The sequence below is a fragment of the Photobacterium piscicola genome, from assembly GCF_046058925.1.
In the GTDB taxonomy this organism is placed as follows: Bacteria; Pseudomonadota; Gammaproteobacteria; order Enterobacterales; family Vibrionaceae; genus Photobacterium; species Photobacterium piscicola.
In genome coordinates, this window is the sequence record NZ_CP175534.1 from 1,981,545 (window position 1) to 2,008,015 (window position 26,471).

Sequence of the window (26,471 nt, forward strand, 5' to 3'; positions counted from 1 at the left end):
AGCTTTTTGAACAAGTCGTTTAAAAAAACGGCAAAAGAACCAATTTCAATGTAAGAACATCAAAGAAGTGAGATTTATCTCTCATTTTTATGATAGAATGAATCAAAATCCCTTATTTCTATAGCCTTTAGACATGAAATTTCCTGGTCAACGTAAGTCAAAGCATTACTTCCCTGTCAATGCTCGCGATCCATTGGTTGTTCAAATTCAACAAGAAAACCCACTAGCTAAATCACATCTTGTTGGCGTAGGTCAAACAATTGTGGATATTGAAGCGCGCGTCGACGATGACTTCTTAGCCAGACATGCTCTAAGTAAAGGCCATTCTTTAGTCCTTGATGAAGATAAAGCAGAACTTCTATACCAAGAGTTAAAAGAACGTAAACTGATCAGCCATGAATATCCTGGCGATACTATTGGTAATACGTTACATAACTACTCTGTTCTTGCTGATGATAAATCCATCTTACTGGGCGTAATGAGTAAAGATCTAAAAATTGGATCTTACGCTTACCGCTACCTTTGCAATACATCTAGCCGTATTGATCTTGATTATCTACAACCTGTTTGTGGTCCTATTGGTCGTTGCTACACGTTGATCACTAAAGATGGTGAACGTACATTTGCAATTAATGAAGGACAGATGAATCAATTACGTCCTGAAAGTATTCCTGAATGTGCATTTAAGCAAGCCTCAGCATTAGTCCTCTCTTCTTACTTGGTTCGCGGTAAGCCAACCGACCCAATGAAAGATGCAGCACTGAAAGCGATTGAGTTTGCGAAAAAGAATAATGTACCGGTGGTACTGACGCTTGGCACTAAATACGTGATTGAAGATAAACGTGAATGGTGGATTGAATTCATCAAAGAACACGTGACTTGTATCGCTATGAACGAAGAAGAAGCTGAAGCCCTTACTGGCGAAAAAGATCCATTAATGGCTGCTGATAAAGCGCTAGAATGGGTTGATATGGTGTTGTGTACTGCGGGACCTGCTGGTCTTTACATGGCGGGTTACACTGATGACGAGCTAAAACGCGAATCAACATTGCCATTATTACCAGGTCGTATTCCTGAATTTAATAAATATGAATTCAGTCGTCCAATGGCGAAAGCTGATTGTATCAACCCTGTTCGTGTTTACTCTCACATCTCCCCTTACCTTGGTGGCCCGATGGAGATAAAAAACACTAATGGTGCTGGTGATGCCGCTTTATCTGCCCTACTGCATGATATGTCAGCTAACCGTTTCCATAAAATCAATGTTCCAAATTCAGCTAAACACACTGCACAATTCTTGTCTTACTCTTCGTTCTCACAAATTTGCCAATACTCAAACCGTGTAAGCTATGAAGTGCTCATTCAACATGCTCCTCGTCTTTCTCATGGTTTACCTGAACGTGAAGACTGTTTAGAAGAAGCTTACTGGGAACGTTAACCAACACTGATTATCTTTTCCTAAAAAAGAGCGAATTGTCGCTCTTTTTTTATATCTCTATTTTACTATAAATAACCCGTAGCTAATTATTCCCCCCTCCTTCTGTAATATATTGAAATAAATAATAAAGATAAAGAAACACGCCTAATAATAGTCATTTTTAGTGACTTTTCTGTCATATATATGATCAAATAACAAATTTTAACTACATCACATCGTCGACATTCAATGAACAACAAACTGTGATCAAGTTAAAGGAAAACGTTTTCATCACTACATTTTAGTAAAAGTTTTACTAAAATCCATTCCATGTTAACTGACTTCATTGCTTTAGTGCTTTGAGTCGGTAATTTATTTCTCGCATCCTTTGATAACCAGCTTATTTCTATCTACGTTATCATCGATCTGATTCATGGAGGATATTATGTCTGAATCTATGCGCGGTACAATTGGAAAGTTTGCTCTACTGTCGATGACATTTGCAGCTGTATTCAATGTCCGTAATATCGTTAACAACAACATTGAATTAGGATTAAGCTCAGCACCTATTTTTCTTTTTGCTACATTGGTTTATTTCATTCCTTTTGTTTTCATTATTGCTGAATTTGTCTCTGCCAATAAAAACTCTGAATCAGGTATGTATGACTGGATCAAAAAACCGCTGGGTACAAAAGCGGCTTACATGGGCTCATTCTTATATTGGTTTGTAAATCTATTTTGGTTTATCTCATTGTTACCGAACGTTATTGCTTATGCTTCATACGCCATGCTTGGTTATGAATATGCGTTCTCGCCAATGGTAACGTCAATGATTTCAATTGTTTTATTTGCCGCAGCGACACATATATCAACCAAAGGTGCATCGTGGTTAGGTAAAATTTCAGAAATCGTTGCTTATGGTGTCTTTGCCCTATTTGCGGTTTATGTTATCGGTGCCTTAATGGCATTAAATGGTGACGCGCCGCCAGCTGAACCCATTACACTTGAAGCCATGACGCCAACCATTAATTGGGCAACATTGGGTATTATGTGTTGGATTTTCCAAGCAGCTGGCGGTGCAGAAACCGCAGCTGCTTATCTGAACGATGTTAAAGGCGGTCAGAAATCATTCATTAAAGTGATCATTGTTGCTGGAGTGCTGATTGGTAGCATGTATGCCATTGGTTCATTATTAGTTAACGTATTTGTGGCTCGTGGTGACTTAACCTATTCAGGTGGTATGGTTGAGATCTTCACCGGTATGGCCCATTACTTTGATATCTCGGCACCATTAGTCGGTCGTTTTGTTGGTGTCGTACTCTTTATTGCTATGTTTGGTGCAATGATGATGTGGACAGCTGCACCGGTTAAAATTCACTTCTCTGAAATTCCGGAAGGTGTTTACGGTGAGAAAACAACTCAGCTAAATGAACATGGTGTACCTGTTCGTGCTGCATGGTGGCAGTTTGGATTTGTATTAGTGATGCTAATTGCTAACGGTTTTGGCTCTGAGTCTGTTCAAGAAATGATGAGTACAGCAATTAACTTAACCGCAGGTACTGCAATGTTACCGCCAATTTTTATCATGGTAGCGTATTTTGTGTTCCGTCTTAAGCATGATGATACCCCACGTGAGTTCCGTATGGGCTCGCGCTTATTTGGTATGGGAATGGTGTCAGTATTGATTGTTATCTTTATGGTAAGTATGACAGCTTCTGCTTTCCCTCCGGGTGTCGATCTTATTAAGGCATTCTTTATCAACGTGTTTATGACCGCTGTATTTGCAGGATTAGCTTACTTGTGGATCTCTCGCTTTGAGAAAAAAGCAACTAAAGCATCAACATCAGTAAAGACTAAAATTACCACACAAACGCACTAATTTGACATGTTCCCTCGAAAAAAAGGCCGATGCGGTTATCGCATCGGCCTTTTCATTTTAGGATTTGTATTACTACTAAATTAAGTGACTAGCACTCATTAATCGCATTACGAACCCGCTTATCAGAAATCGGATAAGGTGTACCTAACTGTTGAGCAAAGAAACTTACACGCAGTTCTTCTATCATCCAGCGAATTTCTTTGACTTTATCAGGTACGGGTTGACCTTTAGGGATCTTGTTTAACAACTCGTTGTAGTCATTAACCACTGATTCAATTTTTAAAATATGAACCCGATCTTTATTAGGATCAATAGGTAGTTTCTCCATACGACGTTCAATGGCACGCATGTAACGTAAAATATCAGGTAAACGCTTCCAACCACACTCTGTCGCAAAGCCTTTAAATATTAAACTTTCAATTTGTGCTTTAATATCTGACATTGCAAACGCCATACGTAAATCAATACGGCCTTTTAAACGCTTAGAAATATTAAATGCCGTTGTTAGAATGGCTTCCACTTGCTTAGCAATCTCAACTACTGTATCGCCAAGCTCTGCACGAACATATTCTTTCAATGCTTCAAAGGTTTCAGGCTGCCACGCTAAACCACCTTTTTGTTCGATAAGCTTATCAATACCACACGCAATGCAGTCATCAATCAAATCAAGCACACGACCGTATGGGTTAAAATACAAACCTAACTTCGATTTATTCGGTAGGTTTGCATGCAAGTATTTAATTGGTGATGGTACGTTTAATAAAATCAAACGACGTTGACCTGCTTGCATAGCGTTGTGCTGTTCTTCTTCGGTTTCAAACAGTTTAATACCAACAGAGTCTTTGTTATCGGTTAACGCAGGGAACGCTTTAACTTCAAACCCACCACGTTTTTGTTGGTAACGCTCAGGCAATGCACCAAAGCTCCATGTTTTTAAACCTTCTTGCTCAATATCATCATCAGCTACTTGTGATAAGGTCTCTTGTACCTTTTCTTTCAAGTTTTCTTTTAAGCCATAGATATCTTTGCTTTCACGCAGTTTACGATTGCGATGATCAACGGCACGATAAGTAATTTTAAGGTGATCAGGGATCTGATCTAAATTCCAATCTTCGCGCACTAAGGTTACGCCACTCATTCGCTTCAGCTCTTTCTCAAGAGCATCAAGTAACGGCATTTCCATTGGCTTAACACGTGCAAGAAATGCATCTGCATAGTTAGGTGCAGGCACAAAGTTACGACGTAACGGTTTTGGTAATGATTTAATTAATGCAATCACTAATTCCTGACGTAAACCCGGAATTTGCCAATCAAAACCATCTGGTTTCACTTGGTTTAAAATTGCTAACGGCACATGCACTGTCACACCATCGTTATCTTCACCCGGCTCAAACTGATAACTTAATTTAAGCTTCAAGTTTCCTTGATGCCAGAAATTAGGATAATCAAGATCCGTTACATGGCTTGCATCACCACGGAAAAGCATTTCACGTTCAAAGTTAAGTAGCTCTGGGTTTTCTTTTGAGGCTTTTTTCCACCAGCTATCAAAGTGACGCCCAGAAGTTACCTGTAAATCAATACGTTGATCGTAGAAGTTAAACAGTTCATCATCATCAATCAAAATATCGCGACGACGAGACTTATGCTCAAGCTCTTCAACTTCACGCAATAACTTACGGTTTTGTTGGTAGAACTTATGCTTGGTTTCCCAATCCCCTTCAACTAATGCGGAACGAATAAATATTTCACGTGATAACGCGGGATCAATATTGCCATAGTTAACTTTACGCTTACCAACAACAGGAATACCGTAAAGAGTGACTTTCTCAAACGCATGCACTGCGGCTGATTTTTTCTCCCAATGCGGTTCACTGTAACTACGCTTGATCAAATGCTCAGCTAATGGCTCTACCCATTCAGGCTGGATTTTGGCACCAATTCGGCCCCATAAACGCGAGGTTTCAACCAGTTCAGCCACCATTACCCACTTTGGCTGTTTCTTGAAAATGCCCGATCCAGGGAAGATATTAAAGCGAGCATTACGCGCACCTTGATATTCGTTCTTCTCTTGATCTTTCATACCAATATGAGACAGCAAGCCACTCAACAGTGCGATATGAATGCCGTCATAGCTAGCTTCATTACCATTCATTTTTAACTCAAGCTCTTTGACTACTTGATTAACTTGGTAATAGATATCTTGCCATTCACGAATACGTAAATAGTTTAAGTATTCTTTCTTACACAAACGACGGAAATGGTTATTAGATAATTCTTTCTGCTGTTCTTGAATGTAATCCCATAAATTCACAAACGTGACAAAGTCAGAATCTTTATCGTAAAACCGACGATGCTTTTCATCTGACTGTTGTTTTTTATCTGATGGACGCTCACGTGGATCTTGAATGGATAGCGCACAAGCAATGATCATCACTTCACGTAATGAACCTGTTTTAGGTGCTTCTAGTACCATACGAGCTAAACGCGGATCGATAGGCAAACGTGCTAACTGACGACCAAGATTTGATAAACGCTTACGTGGATCGGTTGCAGTAGGGTTAATTGCCCCTAATTCTTCAAGCAGACGAATACCATCTTGAATATTGCGATTATCAGGCGCTTCAACAAATGGGAAGGCTTGAATATCACCCAAACCAATCGCAGTCATTTGCAGAATAACTGACGCTAAGTTAGTACGAAGAATTTCTGGATCAGTAAATTCTGGGCGTGATAAGAAATCATCCTCAGAATATAAACGAATACAAATACCTTCCTGCACACGACCACAACGCCCCATACGCTGATTTGCACTGGCTTGTGAAATCGCCTCAATCGGTAGACGTTGTACTTTGGTGCGGTAACTATAACGACTAATACGCGCAGTACCGGGATCGATAACGTATTTAATGCCCGGTACAGTTAAAGAAGTTTCCGCTACGTTGGTCGAAAGAACAATTCGACGACCGTTGTGAGACTGGAAGACTCTATTTTGTTCATTAGCTGATAATCGTGCATACAGCGGCAGAATTTCAGTATGACGTAAATTACGCTTTTCTAATGCATCAGCAGTATCACGAATTTCACGCTCACCGTTCATGAAGATCAGAATATCGCCCATGCCTTCATCGCACAGTTCATCAACCGCATCAAAAATAGCATCGAGTTGATCGCGATCTGTATCATCGCCATCTTCAACTACTGGGCGGTAACGCACTTCCACAGGGAAGGTACGGCCTGATACTTCAATAATAGGTGCATTATTAAAGTGCTTTGAAAAACGCTCAGGATCGATAGTTGCCGATGTAATAATAACTTTTAAATCTGGGCGCTTAGGCAATAATTCGCGTAAGTAACCCATGATAAAGTCGATATTAAGACTACGTTCGTGCGCTTCATCGATAATAATGGTGTCATATTGACTTAAAAAACGGTCGTGCTGAATTTCAGCCAGCAAAATACCGTCAGTCATTAACTTAACGTGGCTACGCTCAGAAACTTGATCATTAAATCGTACTTTATAACCGACATGTGAACCCAGTTCACACTCCATTTCCTCGGCAATACGTGTTGCAACAGAACGTGCAGCTAAACGACGAGGCTGAGTATGACCAATCATACCGTGAGTACCACGACCAAGCTCTAAACATATTTTAGGTAACTGGGTCGTTTTACCTGAACCAGTTTCACCTGCAACGATAACCACTTGGTTATGTTTAATCGCTTCTGCAATGTCATCTTTTTTCTGACTAACAGGCAGTTGAGCAGGATAAATAATTTTGGGACGATGATTTCGACGTAATTCTACCGTCTGCATTGATTTAGCAATATCTAACGCAATTTCATCAAATACTGCATGCTTAGATTTTTCATTTTTAATTCTTGATGCGCCTTGTACTCGTTTGTGTAGACGAAAACGATCGCGCATCATGCAATCTTTAATCGCAGACTTTAATGTTTTTTCATTATTTAACACGTCTGCTTGAGTTTGATTCAACTGACTCAATGTAATTCCTGTCTTTTCAATGACTAATGATACCGACCATTCAAATACAATAATACTATCGGTATAACTTGGCGATTCGAAATTTCGTTAATTCTATCACAAATGAAACGGTGTGAAATCTGCTTAAAAGACAATTACTCATAACGACCTAATCAGCCATAAAAAAAGCCCATTTGTTGGCATTCAAATGGGCAAAATTTTATTTATAAACAGTATGTTTACAAACAATTACACCGATACTAATACTTGGTCAGTATCATTAATCAAATTAGCTAGCCACTTACGACCTCGAATACGATAAGTCGTCAGTGCAACTTTCACTACTTCCTCAGCTAAAATAGCGGTTAACACCCAATGTAAAGGCCACCCCAGAAAAATGCCGGTAAAGATAGCCAAAGGAATACCCACCCCCCACTGACCGAACAAATCAATGAAAATGCTGAATTTGATATCGCCACCGCTGCGCAATACCCCTCCAATACCCACCATATTAAACACTTTTAAAAATAGCCCCAACGCAAGCACCATGGTGACATTTAATGACATAGCTAAGTTCGGCGTATCTGCCCGTTGAAGCCACAGACTTACCGTATCACTCGCCAGCCAAATTGAAATACCCAACACAAAAGCCATCGACACACTCAACCCAATAAAGAACCATGACTGATGCCAAGCCCGCTGGTAATTCTCAGCGCCTAATTCATGCCCTAAAATAGTCGAAGCGGCCACGGCAAAACCGATAAAGGCAGAAATCAATACGCCCTCAATCGGTGCAAGTAGACTAATGATTGCTAATTCAGTGACACCTAACTGAGCAAAAATAATACTGTAAACCAACACGCCCATCGCCCAACCTGCATCATGAATGATCATTGGTAATGCAATGGTTAAATAACGTTTACGCGCTTGAGGTGTTTTTGCTGTTTCGATATCAATCGCTAACGGCAGAATTTCACGATGTCGGTAATAAGTCACAGCTAATAAAATTACTGTTTGAATACCGCGTGAAATCGTTGTTCCTAATGCGGCTCCAGCAACCCCCATTTCAGGGAAACCATATAGGCCAAAAATAAATAGCGCATTTAACGTCGCATTTAATAGCACTGCCACTAAACCGACATAGGTTGGCATTTTTGCTTCACCAACAGCACGTAAAGCCGCCTCTAAAGGCACGACAATCGCAGTAAAAATGATGCTCCAACCACAAACGTACAAATAGTCTTTAGCATGTACAACAAAATCAGCCTGATCGCTAATAACGCTAACAATTTGTTGTGGAAATAAACGATAGATAATCGCAAAAGGTAACGTAAAAACAATCGCACACACCCAAGATTGCAATAAGGTGCGACGTACACCGTCCATTCTGCCAGCGCCAAAATATTGAGCAGCTAATACTCCAACGGCACCACTGACACCGACCACCAGCAATAAGTTAAAAAAGAAAATACGGTTACCTATACCCACGGCAGCGACTGGCGATTCACCCAGTTTTGACACCATTAGCACATCGACTAACCCCAGTAATGCGAACAACATTGACTGCATTGAAACCGGTAATGCTAACCGCCATGTCTTTTGCCAAAAATGTCTATCTGCTGATGTGCGCCATGTCGTCATAGTTACATACTCACTAACTGTTTTACCTTGTGACAACGATCATACCTAGAGTTGTTAATTTGCGGTTATTCTAAGCAATCAAAAACGTTTGCCAAACTATCAACTTTAATCAAAAAGGATTTTATAATGGCATGGTTTGAACATTTAAATATTTCACCACAATGCCACTCCATCATTATTGATCAAGTGCAATCATTAGCCTTGGAACAAAAGCACATCATTCAGTGTGGTATTAATTATGGTAAAGAAGCATTTACTCTTTACCGTCGTAACCCTGACATGCACATGTTGCTATTTACCCTCAAAGGCCGCGGAATACTTAACACTCCAGCCAAGCAATGGGATTTGCAACCCGATCATGTGATTTATGTGCCACCAGGGTATGAGAATGGATTTGATATCAATCCCAACGAGAATCATGATCTTATTTGGGATATGGCGTGGGTTATGCTTGAACAACAAAGTTATTGGGATCAGCGCTTACCTCATGAGATAACTTATTATCCAACCCAATCAGGCTCATTATTATTTCAAACTATCGGTTGTCTTCAACAAGCACTGTGTTTGGGCTATCCCCTTGCGGATCAACTTTCGGCAAATATCACTGAACAACTATGCCTATTGGTTGCTAACCGCACTTCGCCTCATTCACCATTAGCATTACAACGTTTAGAGCGTGTATTTCAGCATGCAAAACAGCAATTACACCACCCATGGCAAGTAAAAGATCTAGCTGCACTGTATCCATGTTCTGAACCACATTTACACCGTTTATGTCAGCAATATTATAGCCAAGCCCCTATGGCACGTTTAACGCACTTACGCATGGAACATGCCGCCGGTTTATTAACCACCACTTCCTGGCCAATTCAACATATTAGTGACTTTTGTGGTTATCCAAACCCAACTAATTTTAGTACCCGTTTTAAAAGCTGGAGTTCTTTTAGCCCACGTCAATTCAGATCACGGTTTCAGAGTGAATCTTAAGCATCAACAGCTCAATCAATAACCATCAAATATTTTATTTTCTATCGATGACTTATATCGGTTAAGCTTATAGTCATAAAATAAATAAGACTTAAGTACTTAGTGCTCTAAAAGGGACCCTCCATGCCAAATTGTTTTGCTTACTGTTATCAACTTAATGGCGATCATTCCAAACCCGCACTGACCCTTGATAAAATTAATAACTGGCAATCCACTGATGGTCTACTTTGGTTGCATCTCGACTATACCCAACCACAAGCACAACAATGGATTCAACAAAGTCAGCTACCTGATATCGAAAAGGACTCCCTGACCAATGATCGTGAACGGCCACGATTAAACCAAACCAAAGATGGGTTCTTCTTAGCATTACGTGGTATCGATATTGATAAAAACACCCAAAATAAACCGTCAGACAGTATGGTTTCTATTCGTGGCTATTTTACTAAAAACTTGATTGTTACCACGTCAAACCAGCCTATTGTCGCTATTTCACGTATAGCCGATCATATTGAAGGTGGCTTTGGCCCCACAACTATTGGTAACTTTATTTTAAGCTTATGTGATCATTTGGTAAGTCATAAAATGACGGTGATTGATACCATTGATGAACAATTGACCGAGCTTGAAGAGCAAGTCATGACGGATAGCGATATGAACTTACGTAATAATATCGCTGTATTACGTCGTGAAACAGTAAAGTTACGTCATTCAATGACACCTCAACGTGATGCATTAGCTAAATTAATAACCATAGAGACACCACTACTATCTCTGGCGGAACGTCAAAAAATTCATGAAGTAGATGAAAAAATCAGTCATGCGCTTGATGATCTTAATGCTATTCGCGAACGTGCTAATGTAACCCAAGAAGGGTTAATGAGTCTGCAATCAGAAGCATTAAATCAACGACTATACTTCCTCTCACTTATTACCACGGTATTCTTGCCGCTAGGATTTTTAACAGGTTTATTTGGGGTTAACCTTGACGGTATTCCCGGCGCAGAAGATCATTTGTCATTTTCAATCTTCTGTGGATTATTAGTTGGCGTATTGATTCTGCAACTCGCATTATTTTATCGTCGAAAATGGATATAACAGATAAAACTGCAAACGTATTTTTAGTGGCTTTTATTTTTATCGTATATCGATATAAACTTAGGTATTAGTTATACGTAATTATCATCAGAATAAGGGCTACAATGTTTTCAACATTACGAACTTTGTTTAGACAAGTTATGAATGAAAGTGCCAGCGCTGGCGCAGTAGATACACCCACACTTAATTTAGCGATGGCGTCATTGTTATGTGAAGTGGCAAATGCCGATCATGATCGTGACCCGCGTGAAGAACAAGCAAAAGTGCAGCTACTGATTAAATTACTTGATACCACAGAAGAACAAGCAACGGTATTACTGAGCCAAGCACAACAACAAAGCCAGCAATCTATTTCTTTATATGAATTTACTAATAAACTACGCGAATTATCACAACCACAACGTTATCAATTAATTGAAGCAATGTGGCAAGTTGCCTATGCTGATGGCGTAATAGATCCTTTAGAAGAAGCGGTGATCAGACAGGTGTCTGATTTGATCTATTTAGATCACTCTGAGTATATTCGCGCCAAGCTCAATGCGGGTAAATTAGCCTCATAATCTCTGTATGCTTTCCATATAACGCCTTACTTCTCTTATGATCAATCAAAACACTACCACGGTAGAAATTTGCTACCGTGGTTGTTTTTATGCTGATTTATCTCGTCCTATCAATGAATATCAATAGTTCGACTCGCTTTCTTATATTTAATTCGCCATCCTTGCCAACGTGGTAACTCCCATCGCTTAGGATCTTGTTTACGATTTCCATGAAGATAATGCGCAATCACAGTTTTTCGGCTGATCTGATACTCAATACGAAGCTCGAAATCATTTAAATTTACACTGTGTGGATACTGATTATCAAACTCTTCACGTTCCCATTCAGGAATACCATCAAATACAAAATCATCAGCACTAAATAAAGCAATATCGTCAATCGTTTCAATTCCAATATCTGCAATCTGTTGTGATAACCATTCAGTCACCTCAACAATTTCAGGTTTGCGCTGACAAATATCAGCTTGATAACGTCCTAATCCAAGGTACAAATTCCATTGGTGTATATCTGTCGTTAAGCGTGCCGCTAATCCTGCTAAAACTTCGTTAGCTAAAATCAAATCGACAATAGCAGTACTGGCTGCTGCACCGCTAACATCTTGCCATTGGGTATCAATCACCCGCCCTGCATAAATTCGTTCAATTGCCGTTTGAAAATGGCCTGCACTGATTTCAATGGTTTGTCCGTATTGATTTTCACCGAGATCAAGCTCTACTATTTGTGACAACGTCACAGGTGCAATGCATGTGGCTAAGACTAGGTTTTGTTTAACACCCTTACCCGGTAAAGCAAATTGGTCAAATACCACCGCAGCCTCTGCCATTTGATCATGTTCTATTGCAAATAAAGTATCACGACTAAGTGTCACTTCATTAAAACCATTACCTAAAGCTTGTCGACGCCGTTCCCGACGTACATAAACCAGCTCTGGCACTGCCGTCATAACAGCATCAATCCACGGCTGACGACGAAAGGCACTAGCAGCTTCAAGTTGCGGTAATTGCAGTACTTCTCGCATTTTAGATGCCAATAGTCGTGCTTCTGTGCGCATATTGTCATCAACGGTTAGCCATTTGGGTACAACATCTGCCCTTACAATTTTAATTAACGCTGTCGCATCACAATATTGTTGCCCTAACCATAAAAATAACGCCTGTTGATCTTGTTCTGACTTAGGAGGCTGCCACAGTTTTTGCGGAATCGATAATGCAGCAGCTAAGTCAACCATAGCTTCTTGATGACGGCGCTCAGGCATTGCAGTAATCAAATGGGCAAATAAACTATCAATCGGTAATTGATACAAACGTCGCCCATAATCGGTCACCACTTCATCATCCGTTACCGCTTTCATCGTTTGTAATGTTTGAAACGCACTCGTTAACGTTTTTTCTGGCAAAGGATCAATAAACGCTAATTGTGAAAATTTAGCCTCGCAGCACAACGCGGCTAAATAGGGTTCAACTAACTCTTCACGTTGTAATTCTGCGGGCGTTAATCGCTCAAGTGGTGCAGCTTTGCCATATAAACGCAGACAAACACCATCTTTCACGCGACCTGCGCGACCTTTACGTTGCTCAGCACTTGCTTTTGAAATGGCATGTAATGCTAATACAGTACGACCATTACGCTGGTGGGTTCGACGCTCTAACCCTGAGTCAATAATGAGTGTAACATCCGGAATAGTCAGTGATGTTTCAGCAACATTGGTCGCCAAAATAATACGTTGTTTCTTACTTGCGGTTAGCGCCCGTTGGCGTTCATCATCGGTAACAGAGGCATGCAATGGAATTACATCTACCGCACCTGCGGCAACCGCATCAGCAAAATAACGTCGAAGCGATTGAGTTGCTGCGGTAATTTCCTTTCTGCCGGGTAAAAATACTAAGATATCTTGATGATCACGATAATACTGACTGGTTAACTTAACGATCCGTTGTTCCAAATGTTCATTGCTGGGCATGGTTTGAGTATCAGCCGCATGATGACAAACATTCACCATAAAATTACGCCCTGTCGCATGCAAATGCGTGGCACCTAAATACGTCACTAAACGTTGGCTATCCATTGTCGCCGAGGTGGCAACTAAACGATGACTTTGGCGCTGTTTTAAAAGAGCGAGCAGTAAATCGGTATCCCAACGACGTTCATGAAATTCATCAATGATCACCGTATCAAACAAAGCTAACTGATCATCACTTAACCAGCGTAATGCAACCCCAGGCGTTGCAAATACTACTTGTGTATCAGCATCAAAATGCTGTTCAAACCGAATCGCATAACCCACTGTAATGTGCTGCGGATTAGCCTCATCCGTTGTTAAATATTCGGCTAATGATGTACAAGCCACTCTTCGCGGTTCAACCACTAATACTCGGCCTAATTCGGCAGCCCACAAGGGTAAACGGGTTGATTTTCCAGATCCGGTTTCAGCCTCTACCACAATGTGTTGCTGAGATAATGCGACTAAAAAATCGGACTTAATACTATCAATAGGCAATGAAGCGTACATAATTCAATCTATTACTGATTCTGACGTGGTTATTGTGACAATATTCAGCGATGTTGTCATTGACTAGCCTTGATAGTTGTTGATTCCATAAACAATCAACACTAATTTTCAGTAAATATGTCAGTTTACCGCTACAATAATTGACTTTTTGCTGTAACTCCCTAGCCTTACAGCATCAACTTATGGAGGCTGTGCCGTATGACTAGCAAAACCATTTTTAACCCTGAATTATGGGAAGCCGTTCCAGGCTTTAACTTTGAAGACATCACTTACCATCGTGCTAAAGCGCATGGAACAGTACGTATTGCCATTGATCGTCCTGATTGCTTAAATGCCTTTCGCCCAAAAACTGTCGATGAACTTTACACAGCACTTGATCATGCTCGTCAATGGTCAGATGTAGGTTGCGTATTAATTACCGGTAACGGCCCATCTCATAAAGGACAGTGGTCTTTCTCATCGGGTGGCGATCAACGTATTCGTGGTAAAGATGGCTACAAATATGAAGGTGCTGAAGAAGGTACTGCTGATGTTGCTCGTATGGGTCGTTTACATATCCTTGAAGTGCAACGTCTTATTCGCTTTATGCCAAAAGTCGTGATTGCAGTTGTTCCTGGTTGGGCTGTTGGTGGCGGTCATAGTCTGCATGTTGTTTGTGACTTAACTCTTGCCTCTAAAGAGCACGCGGTATTTAAACAAACCGATCCTGATGTGGCATCATTTGATTCTGGTTATGGCTCTGCATACTTAGCGAAAATGATCGGCCAAAAACGTGCGCGTGAAATCTTCTTCTGTGGCTTTAACTACAGTGCGCAAGAAGCTTATGACATGGGTATGGTTAACAAAGTGGTTGATCACTTTGAACTTGAAGAAGAAGCACTACGTTGGGCAAAAGAAATTAACAGTAAATCACCAACAGCAATGCGTATGCTTAAATATGGCTTTAACTTACCAGACGATGGTTTAGTCGGTCAGCAATTATTTGCAGGTGAAGCAACCCGTTTAGCTTATGGCACCGCAGAAGCGCAAGAAGGTCGTGATGCTTTCTTAGAAAAACGCGATCAAGATTTCAGTAAGTTCCCTTGGCATTATTAATTTAATATACAAAAGCCTCAGTATTATTCTGAGGCTTTCATTTCAAATAACAGAAATAAATTAATCTCCTTCAAGTGCAATTAACATATCTCGTAGCTCTTTAAGCTGAGACACTGCATTATCAATAGTATGATCGAATTGATATTTAAATTCTGCTAATTCATTTTTTGCATAAACATTTACAAATAAATCATATGCATTATCTTTAGGCATTCTTAAACGTCGCTTCGTCATCTCATATTTTATTTCTAAAATGTTATCTTTATAAATATCACTCACATTCGTCCAAAATAATCGTGAAAGAAAAATATCATACTGTTCATTATTTCCTGATAATTTATAGCAAATTATATATCCTGACAATGTTTCGAATAAAATATCACCATCGATTTTATCAGCTAATGTATCATCGAATTCTGACGCCTTACCATAAATACCACCTAAATAGCACACAACTGATTGTAGCACCTTCTCACTACTGCTTTGTTCATCATTAATAATATCGTAATCACTGCGCAACTCTATTAATACTTTTGACAAACAATAAGTAAGAACTTCAATTGTAGCTAAATTATTCTTGAGTTCTTCACACGCATAACTACGAAACGTATTAGTTAATGAGTATATATCTAATATTATTTCCTTTAACTTTTCAGTTATTACAAATAATATCTCATACCCGTCATCATCTTCATCTAAATCAAAGATATCATCAATTACTTCATTTAATATTTCATGGTAATGATTATCTAAAATATCTTGTAAGCAATCTTCACGATGCATCCACAAACAAAGATCTTTAATATCAACTTTCTTCGTTTCTACAGATAAATTAGATACATTTTCATCAATTTCAATAAAGTCACAATCAGGAATGTGGTTCTCTACAACAACTACATCTTTTGATTCAAAATGCTCTTTAAATTCATTAGATATCTTATTTTTAACAGTACCAGTAGTACGCTCTAACGCACCATATAGACCTTTCATTCTATCTTTCATTTTTCAAGCCTTATTTTCACATAATTCATTAATTAAATGTGTTGTACTCATTGCCAACTGTTTATCTGTAGGTAGCTGTATTTTTTTACGTTTTTTAGCTTCATCATCAAAAAGATGTATTATCTGTTTTTTAGCATAAGATTTTCGATCATTTGATGCATACATATCTCGTAATATGTTTACAAGATCTAACGCTTTTAGTTCTTCTGTAATCTTGGTTGCTTCTGTTTCTGTTAGTAAATAATCAAAAGCTAATTCACCAAAGACTTTTTCAAGAATAGCCATCATCTCTTCAGCATCATCTTTAATGAACTGATCAAGTACGCCTCCTGTTGCTGCCGTTGCTGCACTACCACCAGCAAAACTTCCGAGAATGCCACCAATAATTCCACCAGCAACATTACCGATAATAGGTACTGCAGTTCCAAATGATGCCCCTAATGCCGCACCTGCCATCCAACCACCAGTACCTCCAGCAACACCGGCAGCCGTTTTACTTACATTTTTTAAAACCTGAGCACCGGAAACTCTACCTTTAAATAACCGAACAAAATCTGCAGATGATAATACCGCTGTTGTAATAACCCCTGTAACCAAATTACCACGTAAAAGCTTACTCAAATAATTAGTTGCGGCTATTCCTTGAATTTGGGTTCCTGAATTACGTAATCCTGTCGCTAAAAAGGCTCTCGCTTGTGGAGTTAGTTGTCCAACAAGCCAATCTGTTGTCCCTCTTAGACTTTGCTCCACACCTGTTCTTCCTGCCTGAGAAGATAAAATTCCACACGCCCACGTTACACCACCAGCTTTTAAACCATCATAACACGCTGACTTAAGTGCTAAATCCCATTCTTCTCCATTCCAAAGTTGAACAGCAAAAGAAATAGCTGATGAGATCCCCATACTGGTTCCCGCAATGGAAATGCCATTCATAGCATCAAACTTTAAACTTTCAATGGTGCCAAACTTTGCAATATTTTTAGCTTGTGCATACGTAAAAGAGCCTTTGCGTACAAGATTCTTTGCTTGTTTAGGAGCTGAAACGCCTGGAACTTGTCCTTTTCGAATACGCTCTTCCATTGCTTGAATAGCACTATCGTACATATCTGAAGGAACTTCTAATTGCATGGGTTTACCATCATTTACATAACGATATTTCCCATTTTGAAAAGCTTCCGATACACACTTAGAACCAGAGCTACAGTACTTAGTTTGAACATTAACACCATTTACAATACGATCCGCCCCATTTTTAGCATTATCACCACCAACTAACTGAGCACTTTTCCCAGTAAAAACATCATGAAGATGATTAGCTTTTTCTGCTGCAAAACCATGTCCTCTATTACTATTAAAATGAACATTATCAGCGTAATTATTAGCATTTCCAAAAACGCCTGAGCTTATTCCAGAATAATCTTTCACCTTCATTTTTAGATTATGAAATTGAGGATTTTTCCATTTCCATTTTTTCTGGCATTGAGGGCAAGTAAAAATAATAACTTTAACACTAGAAGGAACATTTGATTTTTTGCTGCATGCAGGGCAACTGATTGTTATTTTTTCCATATTTCTGTTCCTGAACGCACAATCGCGTAATACTTAAGTAATTATTAATCGCGGCATTAATATACAGCTATAATTATATAAATCATTGCTTTATATCATATTGATTTCATATAAATACATCTAAATAATTTTGTCTATAAAACATTGAACAAAAACTATCTTAATTTTAGAAAAACGTCACATAATAAATAAACTCCCAACAAACCTTGTTGTAAATACAAAAAATAATATTTCCTTAACTTTAACTACAGTGCGCAAGAAGCTTATGACATGGGAATGGTAAACAAAGTGGTTGATCACTTTGAGCTTGAAGAAGAAGCACTACGTTGGGCGAAAGAAATTAACAGTAAATCACCAACTGCAATGCGTATGCTTAAATATGGCTTTAACTTACCAGATGATGGTTTAGTCGGTCAGCAATTATTTGCAGGTGAAGCAACCCGTTTAGCTTATAGCACCGCAGAAGCGCAAGAAGGTCGTGATGCTTTCTTAGAAAAACGCGATCAAGATTTCAGCAAATTCCCTTGGCATTATTGATACGCATTACAAAAAATAGTAACAAGATGATCTTATTGCGTTAGTAACACAGATACATATCTCATCTTATAAGCAAAAGCTCTTATTCAAGGGCTTTTATTTTGTCCAAATTATTAGTTGCCATAAAAAACAGGCCTATTTTTGCTTATTAATAAAATAAACATCAGAAACATGACCGCTTTCTCGAAATAAATCACTCTACCCTTTGAATTATCAACGATGAAGTTCTAGCATTAGCAGCATAGAAATTCTCAGTCCAGTTTCTGGCTTAATCGCAACAGAGTTTATCGTATGAACAATAATAAAAGACCTCTATATATTCCTTACGCCGGCCCAATACTCCTTGAGACGCCATTACTAAATAAAGGCAGTGCTTTCTCTATTGAAGAGCGCATGTTTTTCAACCTAGAAGGTCTTCTTCCTGAAGCTATCGAGTCAATAGAAGAACAAACTGAACGTGCTTACCAGCAATATCAGAAATTTGATAACGACATGGATAAGCATATTTACTTACGCAATATCCAAGACACCAATGAAACGCTTTTCTACCGTCTTGTAGAAAACCATATCACAGAAATGATGCCGATTATTTATACACCAACGGTTGGTTCTGCCTGTGAAGATTTCTCAAATATCTACCGCCGCGGCCGTGGTTTATTTATTTCTTACCCAAACCGCGATCGCATTGAAGACATGCTAAACAACGCTTCTCGCCAAAACGTGAAAGTAATTGTTGTTACTGATGGCGAACGTATTCTTGGTTTAGGCGATCAGGGCATCGGTGGTATGGGTATTCCTATCGGTAAACTCTCACTTTACACAGCTTGTGGTGGTATTAGTCCCGCTTACACATTACCTGTTGTACTAGATGTTGGTACCAATAACCCACAACGCCTTTCAGATCCAATGTACATGGGTTGGCGACACGCGCGTATTACAGGAGCGGAGTATGACAACTTTGTTGATGATTTCATTCAAGCAGTTAAACACCGTTGGCCTGAAGCATTAATCCAGTTTGAAGATTTCGCTCAAAAAAATGCGATGCCATTACTTGAACGCTATAAAGATAAAGTATGTTGCTTTAACGATGATATTCAAGGTACTGCTGCTGTGACTGTTGGTTCATTATTAGCAGCATGTAAAGCAGCTGGCACCAAATTATCTGATCAACGTGTGACATTCTTAGGTGCAGGCTCTGCTGGTTGTGGTATTGCTGAAGCTATTATTGCTCAAATGGTCGCTGGTGGTATTACTGATGCACAAGCGCGTAGCCAAGTATTTATGGTGGATCGTTGGGGCTTATTAGTTGAGAACATGCCTAACTTACTCAACTTCCAACAAGCCTTAGTGCAAAAGAATACCAATATTGAAGATTGGGAACTATCTGATACCAATATTTCATTATTGGATGTTATGCGTAATGCTAAACCAACAGTGCTAATTGGTGTGTCAGGCGTTCCAGGGCTATTTAGCGAAGAAGTTATTCGTGAAATGTATGCTCATTGCCCTCGCCCAATTATTTTCCCATTATCAAACCCAACTAGCCGTGTTGAGGCAACACCGTTTGATCTCATTCATTGGACTGAAGGTAATGCATTAGTCGCAACAGGCTCACCGTTTGATCCTGTCGTTTACGAAGGCAAAACTTACCCAATCGTTCAATGTAATAATAGCTACATTTTCCCAGGTATTGGTTTAGGCGTTCTGGCTGTTAATGCACGTCGTGTTACCAGTGAAATGCTAATGGAAAGTAGCCGCGCGCTTGCGGAGTGTTCACCATTAGCGATTCACGGTGAAGGTCCACTGCTTCCAGGGCTTGAGGATATTCAAAAAGTATCCCGTAAAATTGCTTTTGCGGTTGCCAAAAAAGCGGTTGAACAACACAAAGCACCTAAAAATTCTGATGAACGTATTCGTGAGAAAATTGATGCTAACTTCTGGCAATCAGAATACCGCCGTTACAAGCGTACCTCATTTTAACTAACCGTTAATTTGTCACTAACATTCGAAGTATTAAATAATGCTTCGAATGTTTATTTCAAGCAGTTTAATGCATGATATCGCGCACAAAACATACAAACCGTCATGATTGAAGCTTACGTTTGGGCTTTTTTAAACAAAAACATCATTTATTAAGGTAAGATATTAATAAAGCATTATATTTTTTTATTGGATAATTATGAAACTGCTCAACATAATTCGCATTACTGCAGTTCTCTTTATCATCTTTGTTGCCACGTTATTATTACTTGATCGTTGGGTTTCAGCACAAACAGCAAACCAAATTTACCACGATCCAGCAAAACTGCCTGATTATAATGTTGGATTGGTTTTAGGCACCAGTAAATACATAGCTAAAACACTCAATCCTTATTATACCTACCGCATGTCTGCTGCCGTCGATTTATATAACAAGCATAAAGTTGATGTTTTCTTAGTCAGTGGTGATAACGCACATCGTTCGTACAATGAGCCTCGTACAATGAAGCGCGACTTATTAAAGGCTGGTGTAGCTAAAAATGAAATAGTACTAGATTATGCTGGCTTTCGTACCCTTGACTCTGTTGTTCGAGCAAAAGAAGTCTTTGATACTAATCGTTTTGTTATTATTACTCAGCAGTTTCATTGTGAACGTGCATTATTTATTGCCAATCACTATAATATCAACGCAAGCTGTTTAGCTGTTAAAGAGCCTCGCCGTGGTATGGCAAGTTTTAAAATTCGTGTACGTGAAGTGTTTGCTCGCATAAAAGCAATGATTGATTTGTTTATATTACATGTGCAACCTAAATTCTTAGGCCCCAAAGAACCCATCATTGATCCATTAATTACCGCGCCTGTGGAACATATTCTTGCACCAATAACTGATCAGGCTCCAATTAAAATAATCGTCCCCTCTGCCGCGATAAAAACAATTTCACCACCACCAGCATTAAAAACTGAACATTAAAAAAGCCAGACCCGTACTCATGAGGTATCTGGCTTTTAATCAGTCTTTTATTAAACTATTTGACTGACTTTATTTCTATTATTCATATTATCAAAAACCCGCTGTCGAACACATTTCATATGCTCTTGCGCTTCTCTATGAATTTTTTTAGTTAAGCTGATCTTTTTTTCTTTCATTATCCACTAGTCTTTATACTAATAAGCACTCCATTGCAGTACTTATAATAGCATAACCTAGATCGCGCAGCACTAGTTATCTTAAGCCAAATTATATAACGCTAAAAAGCATTATTTCAGCAATATATAGCCTCCAGAAAATACAACCTAGCACATTAAAAGCCACATAAAGATCACAATACACACAAATAATCAACAAACACGCCTTATTAATATACTTTCATCACATTCATACTACCGTAACCCATCGTATGATCACTTCCGCTTACTAAAAGCTAACTATAAAAATAATGTAGTCTCAACATATGGAAGATTCACCTATGACAACACTTGCTCTTACACTCAAACATTGGCTATTCAATAGGAATAGTTTAATTCTGATTGGCAATAGTTTAATGATGTTTATACTCATCAATACATTACCTTTTGAACGTAATGTTGTGATTGGTTTAAGCATATTATTCTTCGTTGCTGTAATGTGGTTGACTGAAGCCATCCATGTCAGTATTACAGCCCTACTCGTTCCACTGCTCGCTGTAGGGTTCGGTGTTTTTGATACATCTAAAGCATTAACGAGCTTTTCAAATCCAATCATATTCCTATTCTTAGGTGGATTTGCACTTGCAGCAGCATTACATAAACAGCAACTCGACCAAGTAATTGCAGATAAAGTGCTGATTGCAGCCAAAGGGCGTATGTCTGTAGCTGTATTTATGTTGTTTGGTGTAACTGCTGGATTATCAATGTGGATCAGTAATACCGCCACCACAGCGATGATGCTGCCACTCGTATTAGGTGTCTTAAGCAAGGTCAATACAAAAAGTGGCCATAAGACCTATGTTTTTGTGTTATTAGGTACAGCTTATTGTGCCAGTATTGGCGGTATCGCAACCATTGTTGGTAGTCCACCGAACGCTATTGCTGCCGCTGAAGTGGGTTTAAGTTTTACTGAGTGGATGGCCTTTGGCGTTCCCGTTACTATTATTCTATTACCACTCACTGTCACACTGCTATACATCATCTTAAAGCCAGATCTAAACCATCAGTTTGAACTTGATCATACTCCCATTCAATGGAGTAATGGTAAGCTAATCACAATGGCTATTTTCATGGTGACCGTGGCCTTATGGATCTTCAGTAAACCCATAAATACCTTTTTAGGCGGCTATGCTAAATTTGACACCTTGGTTGCTTTAAGTGCCATCATCATGCTTGCGGTATCTAGAGTTGTTGAATGGAAAGACATCAAGAATTCAACCGATTGGGGCGTATTATTACTGTTCGGAGGTGGCATTTGTTTAAGTAACATACTTAAAGTAACGGGAACAAGTGTCTTCCTTGCCACAGCACTCAGTGACATGCTACATCAAGCAGGGCTTCTACTCACTATTCTTGGAGTGGCTATTTTTGTAGTTTTTCTTACTGAGTTTGCGAGTAATACGGCAAGTGCCGCATTATTGGTCCCAGTTTTTGCAACCGTAGCTGAAGCGCTAGGTGTATCACCCATTGTATTATCAGCATTAATTGCTATCAGTGCGTCTTGTGCGTTTATGCTACCAGTTGCTACACCACCCAATGCGATTGTGTTTAGTACCGGTTATATAAAGCAAAGTGAAATGATGCGAGTTGGACTTTATTTAAATATTGTTTGTATTATATTTTTAACTGTATTTACATGGCTATTTTGGTAAATCGACCAATAACTGCATAATATACTGAAAAATAAGAAAGGTGACATAAACCGTCACCTTTTTTTATGCGTTATTTTAATCGAGAATAAATAATAGTTGTTCCGTATTGTCTTTGACGAAGTCAACTGTTCCTTTTATTTCACTTTTTAATTCAATTAATTGTTGTTCTTCAAGCGAGTATGGAAGATAAACGACAAGCCGCATAATACCTTCTTGTTTTGCTAAAGAGGACAATCGAATTAAATTATTAATATCACTTGTATGGCTTGATAATATTTTTAATGCTTTTTTTTCTAGTCGCTCAGCACAAGATAAATTATTTTTACCCATTGTTTTTACTGTCGCTTCAAATAAAGGAATTAAATATTTTAAAGCGTCCATAAATGATAAACGTTGCTGGCATGATTTAGATAGAAACTCCGTGTAATCAAAAATCACATCCTTTTCTATGGCTTTATCAACGATTGTTTCCATAGCTATCCTTAGTCAGAAACATAATATTCATTTAAATATCATTAGTGGAACTACCTAATGTAATCACTATACGTTGATATCAATTCTAATTGTATATTTCACAATTAAAGTCTGTGATGAATATCTCATTCTATTTACACTTAAATTCACAAAAACACAATAAAAACAAATATTTAACAAAACGATCACAGTTAATACTTTATAAATAACTCTATATCTATAAAATCATTCTATACTTACAATAAATCGTTACTAGCAATAATTCCTCTTATCTCTGCCAAACAATTTATAGCAACATCACCACTAATAAATAAGCAATCATTCAATAATCTAACATCATATGATTATTCTTAACCTACTCCCTGCTGTAAGTAAAACATCCTTTATTGGCACCAATAATTTTATAATTGATTACATTTAATAAACTCACCACCTTACGAGTGTGAAACATCACCAATTATTATTAACAACCTAAAATAATGATTTTCACCACCCCAATAAAACGGTAATTTATTCACCATATTGATAATTAATTGCTTCAAATTAACGCTTTTTTAAATCTTATGTAAAATTAACCATAAAAACGACTGGAAACTTATGGGCTACAAGTCTAAAATTGCCTCGTTTGGGGAGTAGTCACAATTGTTCGCCTGTCGTCATCTCGAAGTCACAAACTTCCGGCAGCCGTGAATGGATTTGCTCGCAGTAACTTTTTGTCTGCAATAGACACCACTGCCAGCACCATTTTGACGAGACCAATGCCATTATCGTTTACATATAAATGTATTCGAACCTATGCAACATAATTGCATGGGTTTTTTTAATGTGCGGAAGGTTTTGTTTAGGCTCGCCTATGGCATACCTTTCGTATTTTATTCTATGCAATAACATATTGTTATGATTACTGTTTCATTTAATTCGATTTTTATAAATATCATTAAATAAACAATAAAACTAATAGCAATAAATTATCGCACTAGATATTTATATAAAGAGAGAACTCTATGAGTATTTTTAGTTATGAAGGGTTTGCTGTATTAACAGTATTAATGTTTGCACTCGATCTGTATCAAACACGTGGTGGTAAAATATCGATTAAAACAGCCGCACTTTGGAGTGTTTTTTGGGTATGTTTAGCTCTTATTTTTATGGGCTTTATTTACCTATACTGGCCTCAAATGGCACCAGAGAGTACATATACAAATAAACAAGCAGCAACATCATTTATTACTGGCTACTTATTAGAGAAATCGTTAAGTGTTGATAACTTATTTGTTTTTGCATTAATCTTTGGCCAATTTGCCGTACCTGAACGTCTACGTCCTCGTATTCTTATGCTGGGTATTGTCGGTGCACTCTTCCTACGTGCTGGTATGATTGGTGTTGGCGCAAAACTATTGGCTGATTATCATTGGATCCTATACATCTTTGCTGTTTTCTTACTTTATACTGGTTTTAAACTATGGCGCGAAGGTGAAGAAGAACAGGAAGATTTCTCAGATTCAGCACCAGTGCGTATTGTGAAGCGCTTCTTTAGAGTCTCTGATGATTATCATGATCATAAAATGTTTATTAAAGACAGTAAAGGTTGGCTTGCAACACCACTATTAGTTGTCGTCGCAGTTATCTCACTAACCGATGTGATGTTTGCACTGGACTCAATTCCTGCAATTTTCGCCGTTACCCAAGAAGCATTCTTAGTCTTTACAGCTAATGTGTTTGCCCTACTGGGTTTACGTTCACTGTATTTCGTATTGGAAGGCATGTTGACTCGTTTCTGCTATTTACGCGTCGCTTTAGCATTTATACTGAGTTTTATTGGTATCAAAATGCTACTTGTTGGTTCACCATATGCGATTCCAACAGTGATTTCACTTTGTGTGATCATTCTTTCTATTACGATTGCTATCAGTGCATCGCTATGGAAAACACGTAATATTGAAACAACTGAACAATAATCACTGCTGATTACTGATTAAATAAAAAATGCCACTGCTAACTAAAAATGATAACCAGTGGCATTTTTATTCTTTACTTTATCACTACTAACTATTCACTAAGCAAGATGTTGTGTTATCACATTCAAGAGCTGTTGTGGCTGAGTCACAATATATGACGGTATGATTTGCGAAAGCTTGTCATGATCGCTCTTCTTGCCTGTATCAACCCACACACTAGCAATACCAGCCCCATTTGCACCTGCAATATCAGCCGCTAATGAATCTCCCATATGAAGGGTTTCACTTGGCTCACACTTCACCAGATCTAATGCTTTTTTAAAAATACTTAATGCAGGCTTCTCTTCTGGCTCCTCCCCACCAACAATAATATAGTCTACATGTTGATCCATAGCGGTAGCTGCAAGTTTAGGATACTGAGAAAAAACAGGCCCGTTAGTGATCACCACCAGCTTATAATGTTGACGAAGCGTCGCAAGCATCGCTTTAACTTCAGGAAAGAAATCAAACCCAGCCATACGACCATCATCAAACGCTGCTTGAATAGCTTTTGCTTGCTCAAAAGAAAGAGAGATCTGTTGCTGAGCAAATAGTGTTTGTACTAATGTTTGACGAAACAGTAATTCATTATCTAATAACGCCACTAATTGTGGAAATTCACTATTTAACTGTTTATAAATTCCGGCAATGTAACGTTGGCAAAAAACATCAGCATTCAATGTCGGAAATTGTGATTGAACATAGTGTGTTAATGTCGCTAAAGCTTGTTTATCTGCAACTGATGTTGCACATAACGTTTCATCCATATCTAAAAAAATAGCTTTTAACATTACGTCCCCATTGTGCCGTACATCATGACACTCTAACTATGTAGTTTTAAAAATAATAATTAAATTCTACCCTGAGTTACCAAATTGCGCACATAAAAAAGCCAGCATTCAAGTG

Annotated in this window: 17 protein-coding genes and 1 pseudogene; 11 read left to right on the plus strand and 7 right to left on the minus strand. The window is 38.5% G+C overall.

Annotated features, from left to right (window positions below):
• Window positions 1-133 precede the first annotated feature (133 nt).
• Both ACJZU6_RS09510 and ACJZU6_RS09515 read left to right on the plus strand, forming a co-directional pair.
• A complete protein-coding gene (locus ACJZU6_RS09510; RefSeq protein ID WP_107275822.1) occupies window positions 134-1,438 on the plus strand; it encodes an inosine/guanosine kinase in 1,305 nt (434 codons plus the stop codon).
• 424 nt (window positions 1,439-1,862) lie between these two features.
• Entirely contained in the window at window positions 1,863-3,296 is a 1,434-nt protein-coding gene (locus ACJZU6_RS09515; protein ID WP_408900160.1) for an amino acid permease, read from the plus strand.
• Window positions 3,297-3,384: 88 nt separating this feature from the next.
• Here the strand turns inward: ACJZU6_RS09515 and hrpA are convergent, their stop codons facing one another.
• Together hrpA and ACJZU6_RS09525 are read right to left on the minus strand one after the other, a co-directional pair.
• The gene (gene hrpA, locus ACJZU6_RS09520; RefSeq protein ID WP_408900936.1) at window positions 3,385-7,269 is read right to left on the minus strand and encodes an ATP-dependent RNA helicase HrpA; all 3,885 of its coding nucleotides are present in this window, start codon (window positions 7,267-7,269) and stop codon (window positions 3,385-3,387) included.
• 258 nt (window positions 7,270-7,527) lie between these two features.
• A complete protein-coding gene (locus tag ACJZU6_RS09525; protein ID WP_327779155.1) occupies window positions 7,528-8,919 on the minus strand; it encodes an MATE family efflux transporter in 1,392 nt (463 codons plus the stop codon).
• 126 nt (window positions 8,920-9,045) lie between these two features.
• On the opposite strand from ACJZU6_RS09525, the gene ACJZU6_RS09530 reads away from it, so the two are divergent.
• The 3 genes from ACJZU6_RS09530 (at window position 9,046) to ACJZU6_RS09540 (ending at window position 11,564) form a co-directional block, all read left to right on the plus strand.
• Window positions 9,046-9,906: an AraC family transcriptional regulator gene (locus tag ACJZU6_RS09530; RefSeq protein WP_107275819.1), complete on the plus strand. Its 861-nt coding sequence runs from the start codon at window positions 9,046-9,048 to the stop codon at window positions 9,904-9,906.
• A 123-nt stretch (window positions 9,907-10,029) separates the two neighbouring features.
• Entirely contained in the window at window positions 10,030-11,004 is a 975-nt protein-coding gene (locus ACJZU6_RS09535; protein ID WP_408900161.1) for a zinc transporter ZntB, read from the plus strand.
• Between the two features lie 104 nt (window positions 11,005-11,108).
• Window positions 11,109-11,564, plus strand: a complete 456-nt coding sequence (locus ACJZU6_RS09540) for a TerB family tellurite resistance protein (protein ID WP_080157335.1) — start codon at window positions 11,109-11,111, stop codon at window positions 11,562-11,564.
• Window positions 11,565-11,674: 110 nt separating this feature from the next.
• Here the strand turns inward: ACJZU6_RS09540 and ACJZU6_RS09545 are convergent, their stop codons facing one another.
• Window positions 11,675-14,074 carry a helicase-related protein gene (locus ACJZU6_RS09545; RefSeq protein ID WP_408900162.1) on the minus strand — a complete coding sequence of 800 codons (2,400 nt, stop codon included), beginning with the start codon at window positions 14,072-14,074 and terminating at the stop codon, window positions 11,675-11,677.
• A gap of 198 nt (window positions 14,075-14,272) precedes the next feature.
• Here ACJZU6_RS09545 and ACJZU6_RS09550 point away from each other — a divergent pair, with 198 nt between their 5' ends.
• Entirely contained in the window at window positions 14,273-15,169 is an 897-nt protein-coding gene (locus ACJZU6_RS09550) for a 1,4-dihydroxy-2-naphthoyl-CoA synthase (protein ID WP_060998009.1), read from the plus strand.
• Between the two features lie 60 nt (window positions 15,170-15,229).
• Here ACJZU6_RS09550 and ACJZU6_RS09555 read toward each other — a convergent pair whose 3' ends face one another.
• Both ACJZU6_RS09555 and ACJZU6_RS09560 read right to left on the minus strand, forming a co-directional pair.
• Window positions 15,230-16,171, minus strand: a complete 942-nt coding sequence (locus ACJZU6_RS09555) for a hypothetical protein (RefSeq protein ID WP_408900163.1) — start codon at window positions 16,169-16,171, stop codon at window positions 15,230-15,232.
• 3 nt (window positions 16,172-16,174) lie between these two features.
• Window positions 16,175-17,740, minus strand: a complete 1,566-nt coding sequence (locus ACJZU6_RS09560) for a hypothetical protein (RefSeq protein ID WP_408900164.1) — start codon at window positions 17,738-17,740, stop codon at window positions 16,175-16,177.
• Window positions 17,741-17,968: 228 nt separating this feature from the next.
• Here ACJZU6_RS09560 and ACJZU6_RS09565 point away from each other — a divergent pair.
• From ACJZU6_RS09565 to ACJZU6_RS09580, 4 genes and pseudogenes are all read left to right on the plus strand, one after another.
• Window positions 17,969-18,277 (plus strand): annotated as a pseudogene (locus ACJZU6_RS09565) (enoyl-CoA hydratase-related protein); the annotation flags it as partial.
• A 291-nt stretch (window positions 18,278-18,568) separates the two neighbouring features.
• Window positions 18,569-20,257, plus strand: coding sequence for an NAD-dependent malic enzyme (locus ACJZU6_RS09570; protein ID WP_408900165.1), 1,689 nt, complete (start codon window positions 18,569-18,571; stop codon window positions 20,255-20,257).
• A gap of 199 nt (window positions 20,258-20,456) precedes the next feature.
• Entirely contained in the window at window positions 20,457-21,227 is a 771-nt protein-coding gene (locus ACJZU6_RS09575) for a vancomycin high temperature exclusion protein (protein ID WP_080157329.1), read from the plus strand.
• Between the two features lie 496 nt (window positions 21,228-21,723).
• Window positions 21,724-23,094: a DASS family sodium-coupled anion symporter gene (locus ACJZU6_RS09580; RefSeq protein WP_107275814.1), complete on the plus strand. Its 1,371-nt coding sequence runs from the start codon at window positions 21,724-21,726 to the stop codon at window positions 23,092-23,094.
• A gap of 75 nt (window positions 23,095-23,169) precedes the next feature.
• Here ACJZU6_RS09580 and ACJZU6_RS09585 read toward each other — a convergent pair whose 3' ends face one another.
• The gene (locus ACJZU6_RS09585) at window positions 23,170-23,568 is read right to left on the minus strand and encodes a hypothetical protein (protein WP_080157325.1); all 399 of its coding nucleotides are present in this window, start codon (window positions 23,566-23,568) and stop codon (window positions 23,170-23,172) included.
• A 1,004-nt stretch (window positions 23,569-24,572) separates the two neighbouring features.
• Between ACJZU6_RS09585 and ACJZU6_RS09590 the strand changes: the two genes are divergently transcribed.
• Entirely contained in the window at window positions 24,573-25,526 is a 954-nt protein-coding gene (locus ACJZU6_RS09590; protein ID WP_080157323.1) for a TerC family protein, read from the plus strand.
• Between the two features lie 98 nt (window positions 25,527-25,624).
• Here the strand turns inward: ACJZU6_RS09590 and ACJZU6_RS09595 are convergent, their stop codons facing one another.
• Window positions 25,625-26,356 (minus strand): HAD family hydrolase, encoded by a 732-nt coding sequence (locus tag ACJZU6_RS09595; protein ID WP_080157322.1) that lies wholly within the window; start codon window positions 26,354-26,356, stop codon window positions 25,625-25,627.
• Window positions 26,357-26,471: the final 115 nt, after the last annotated feature.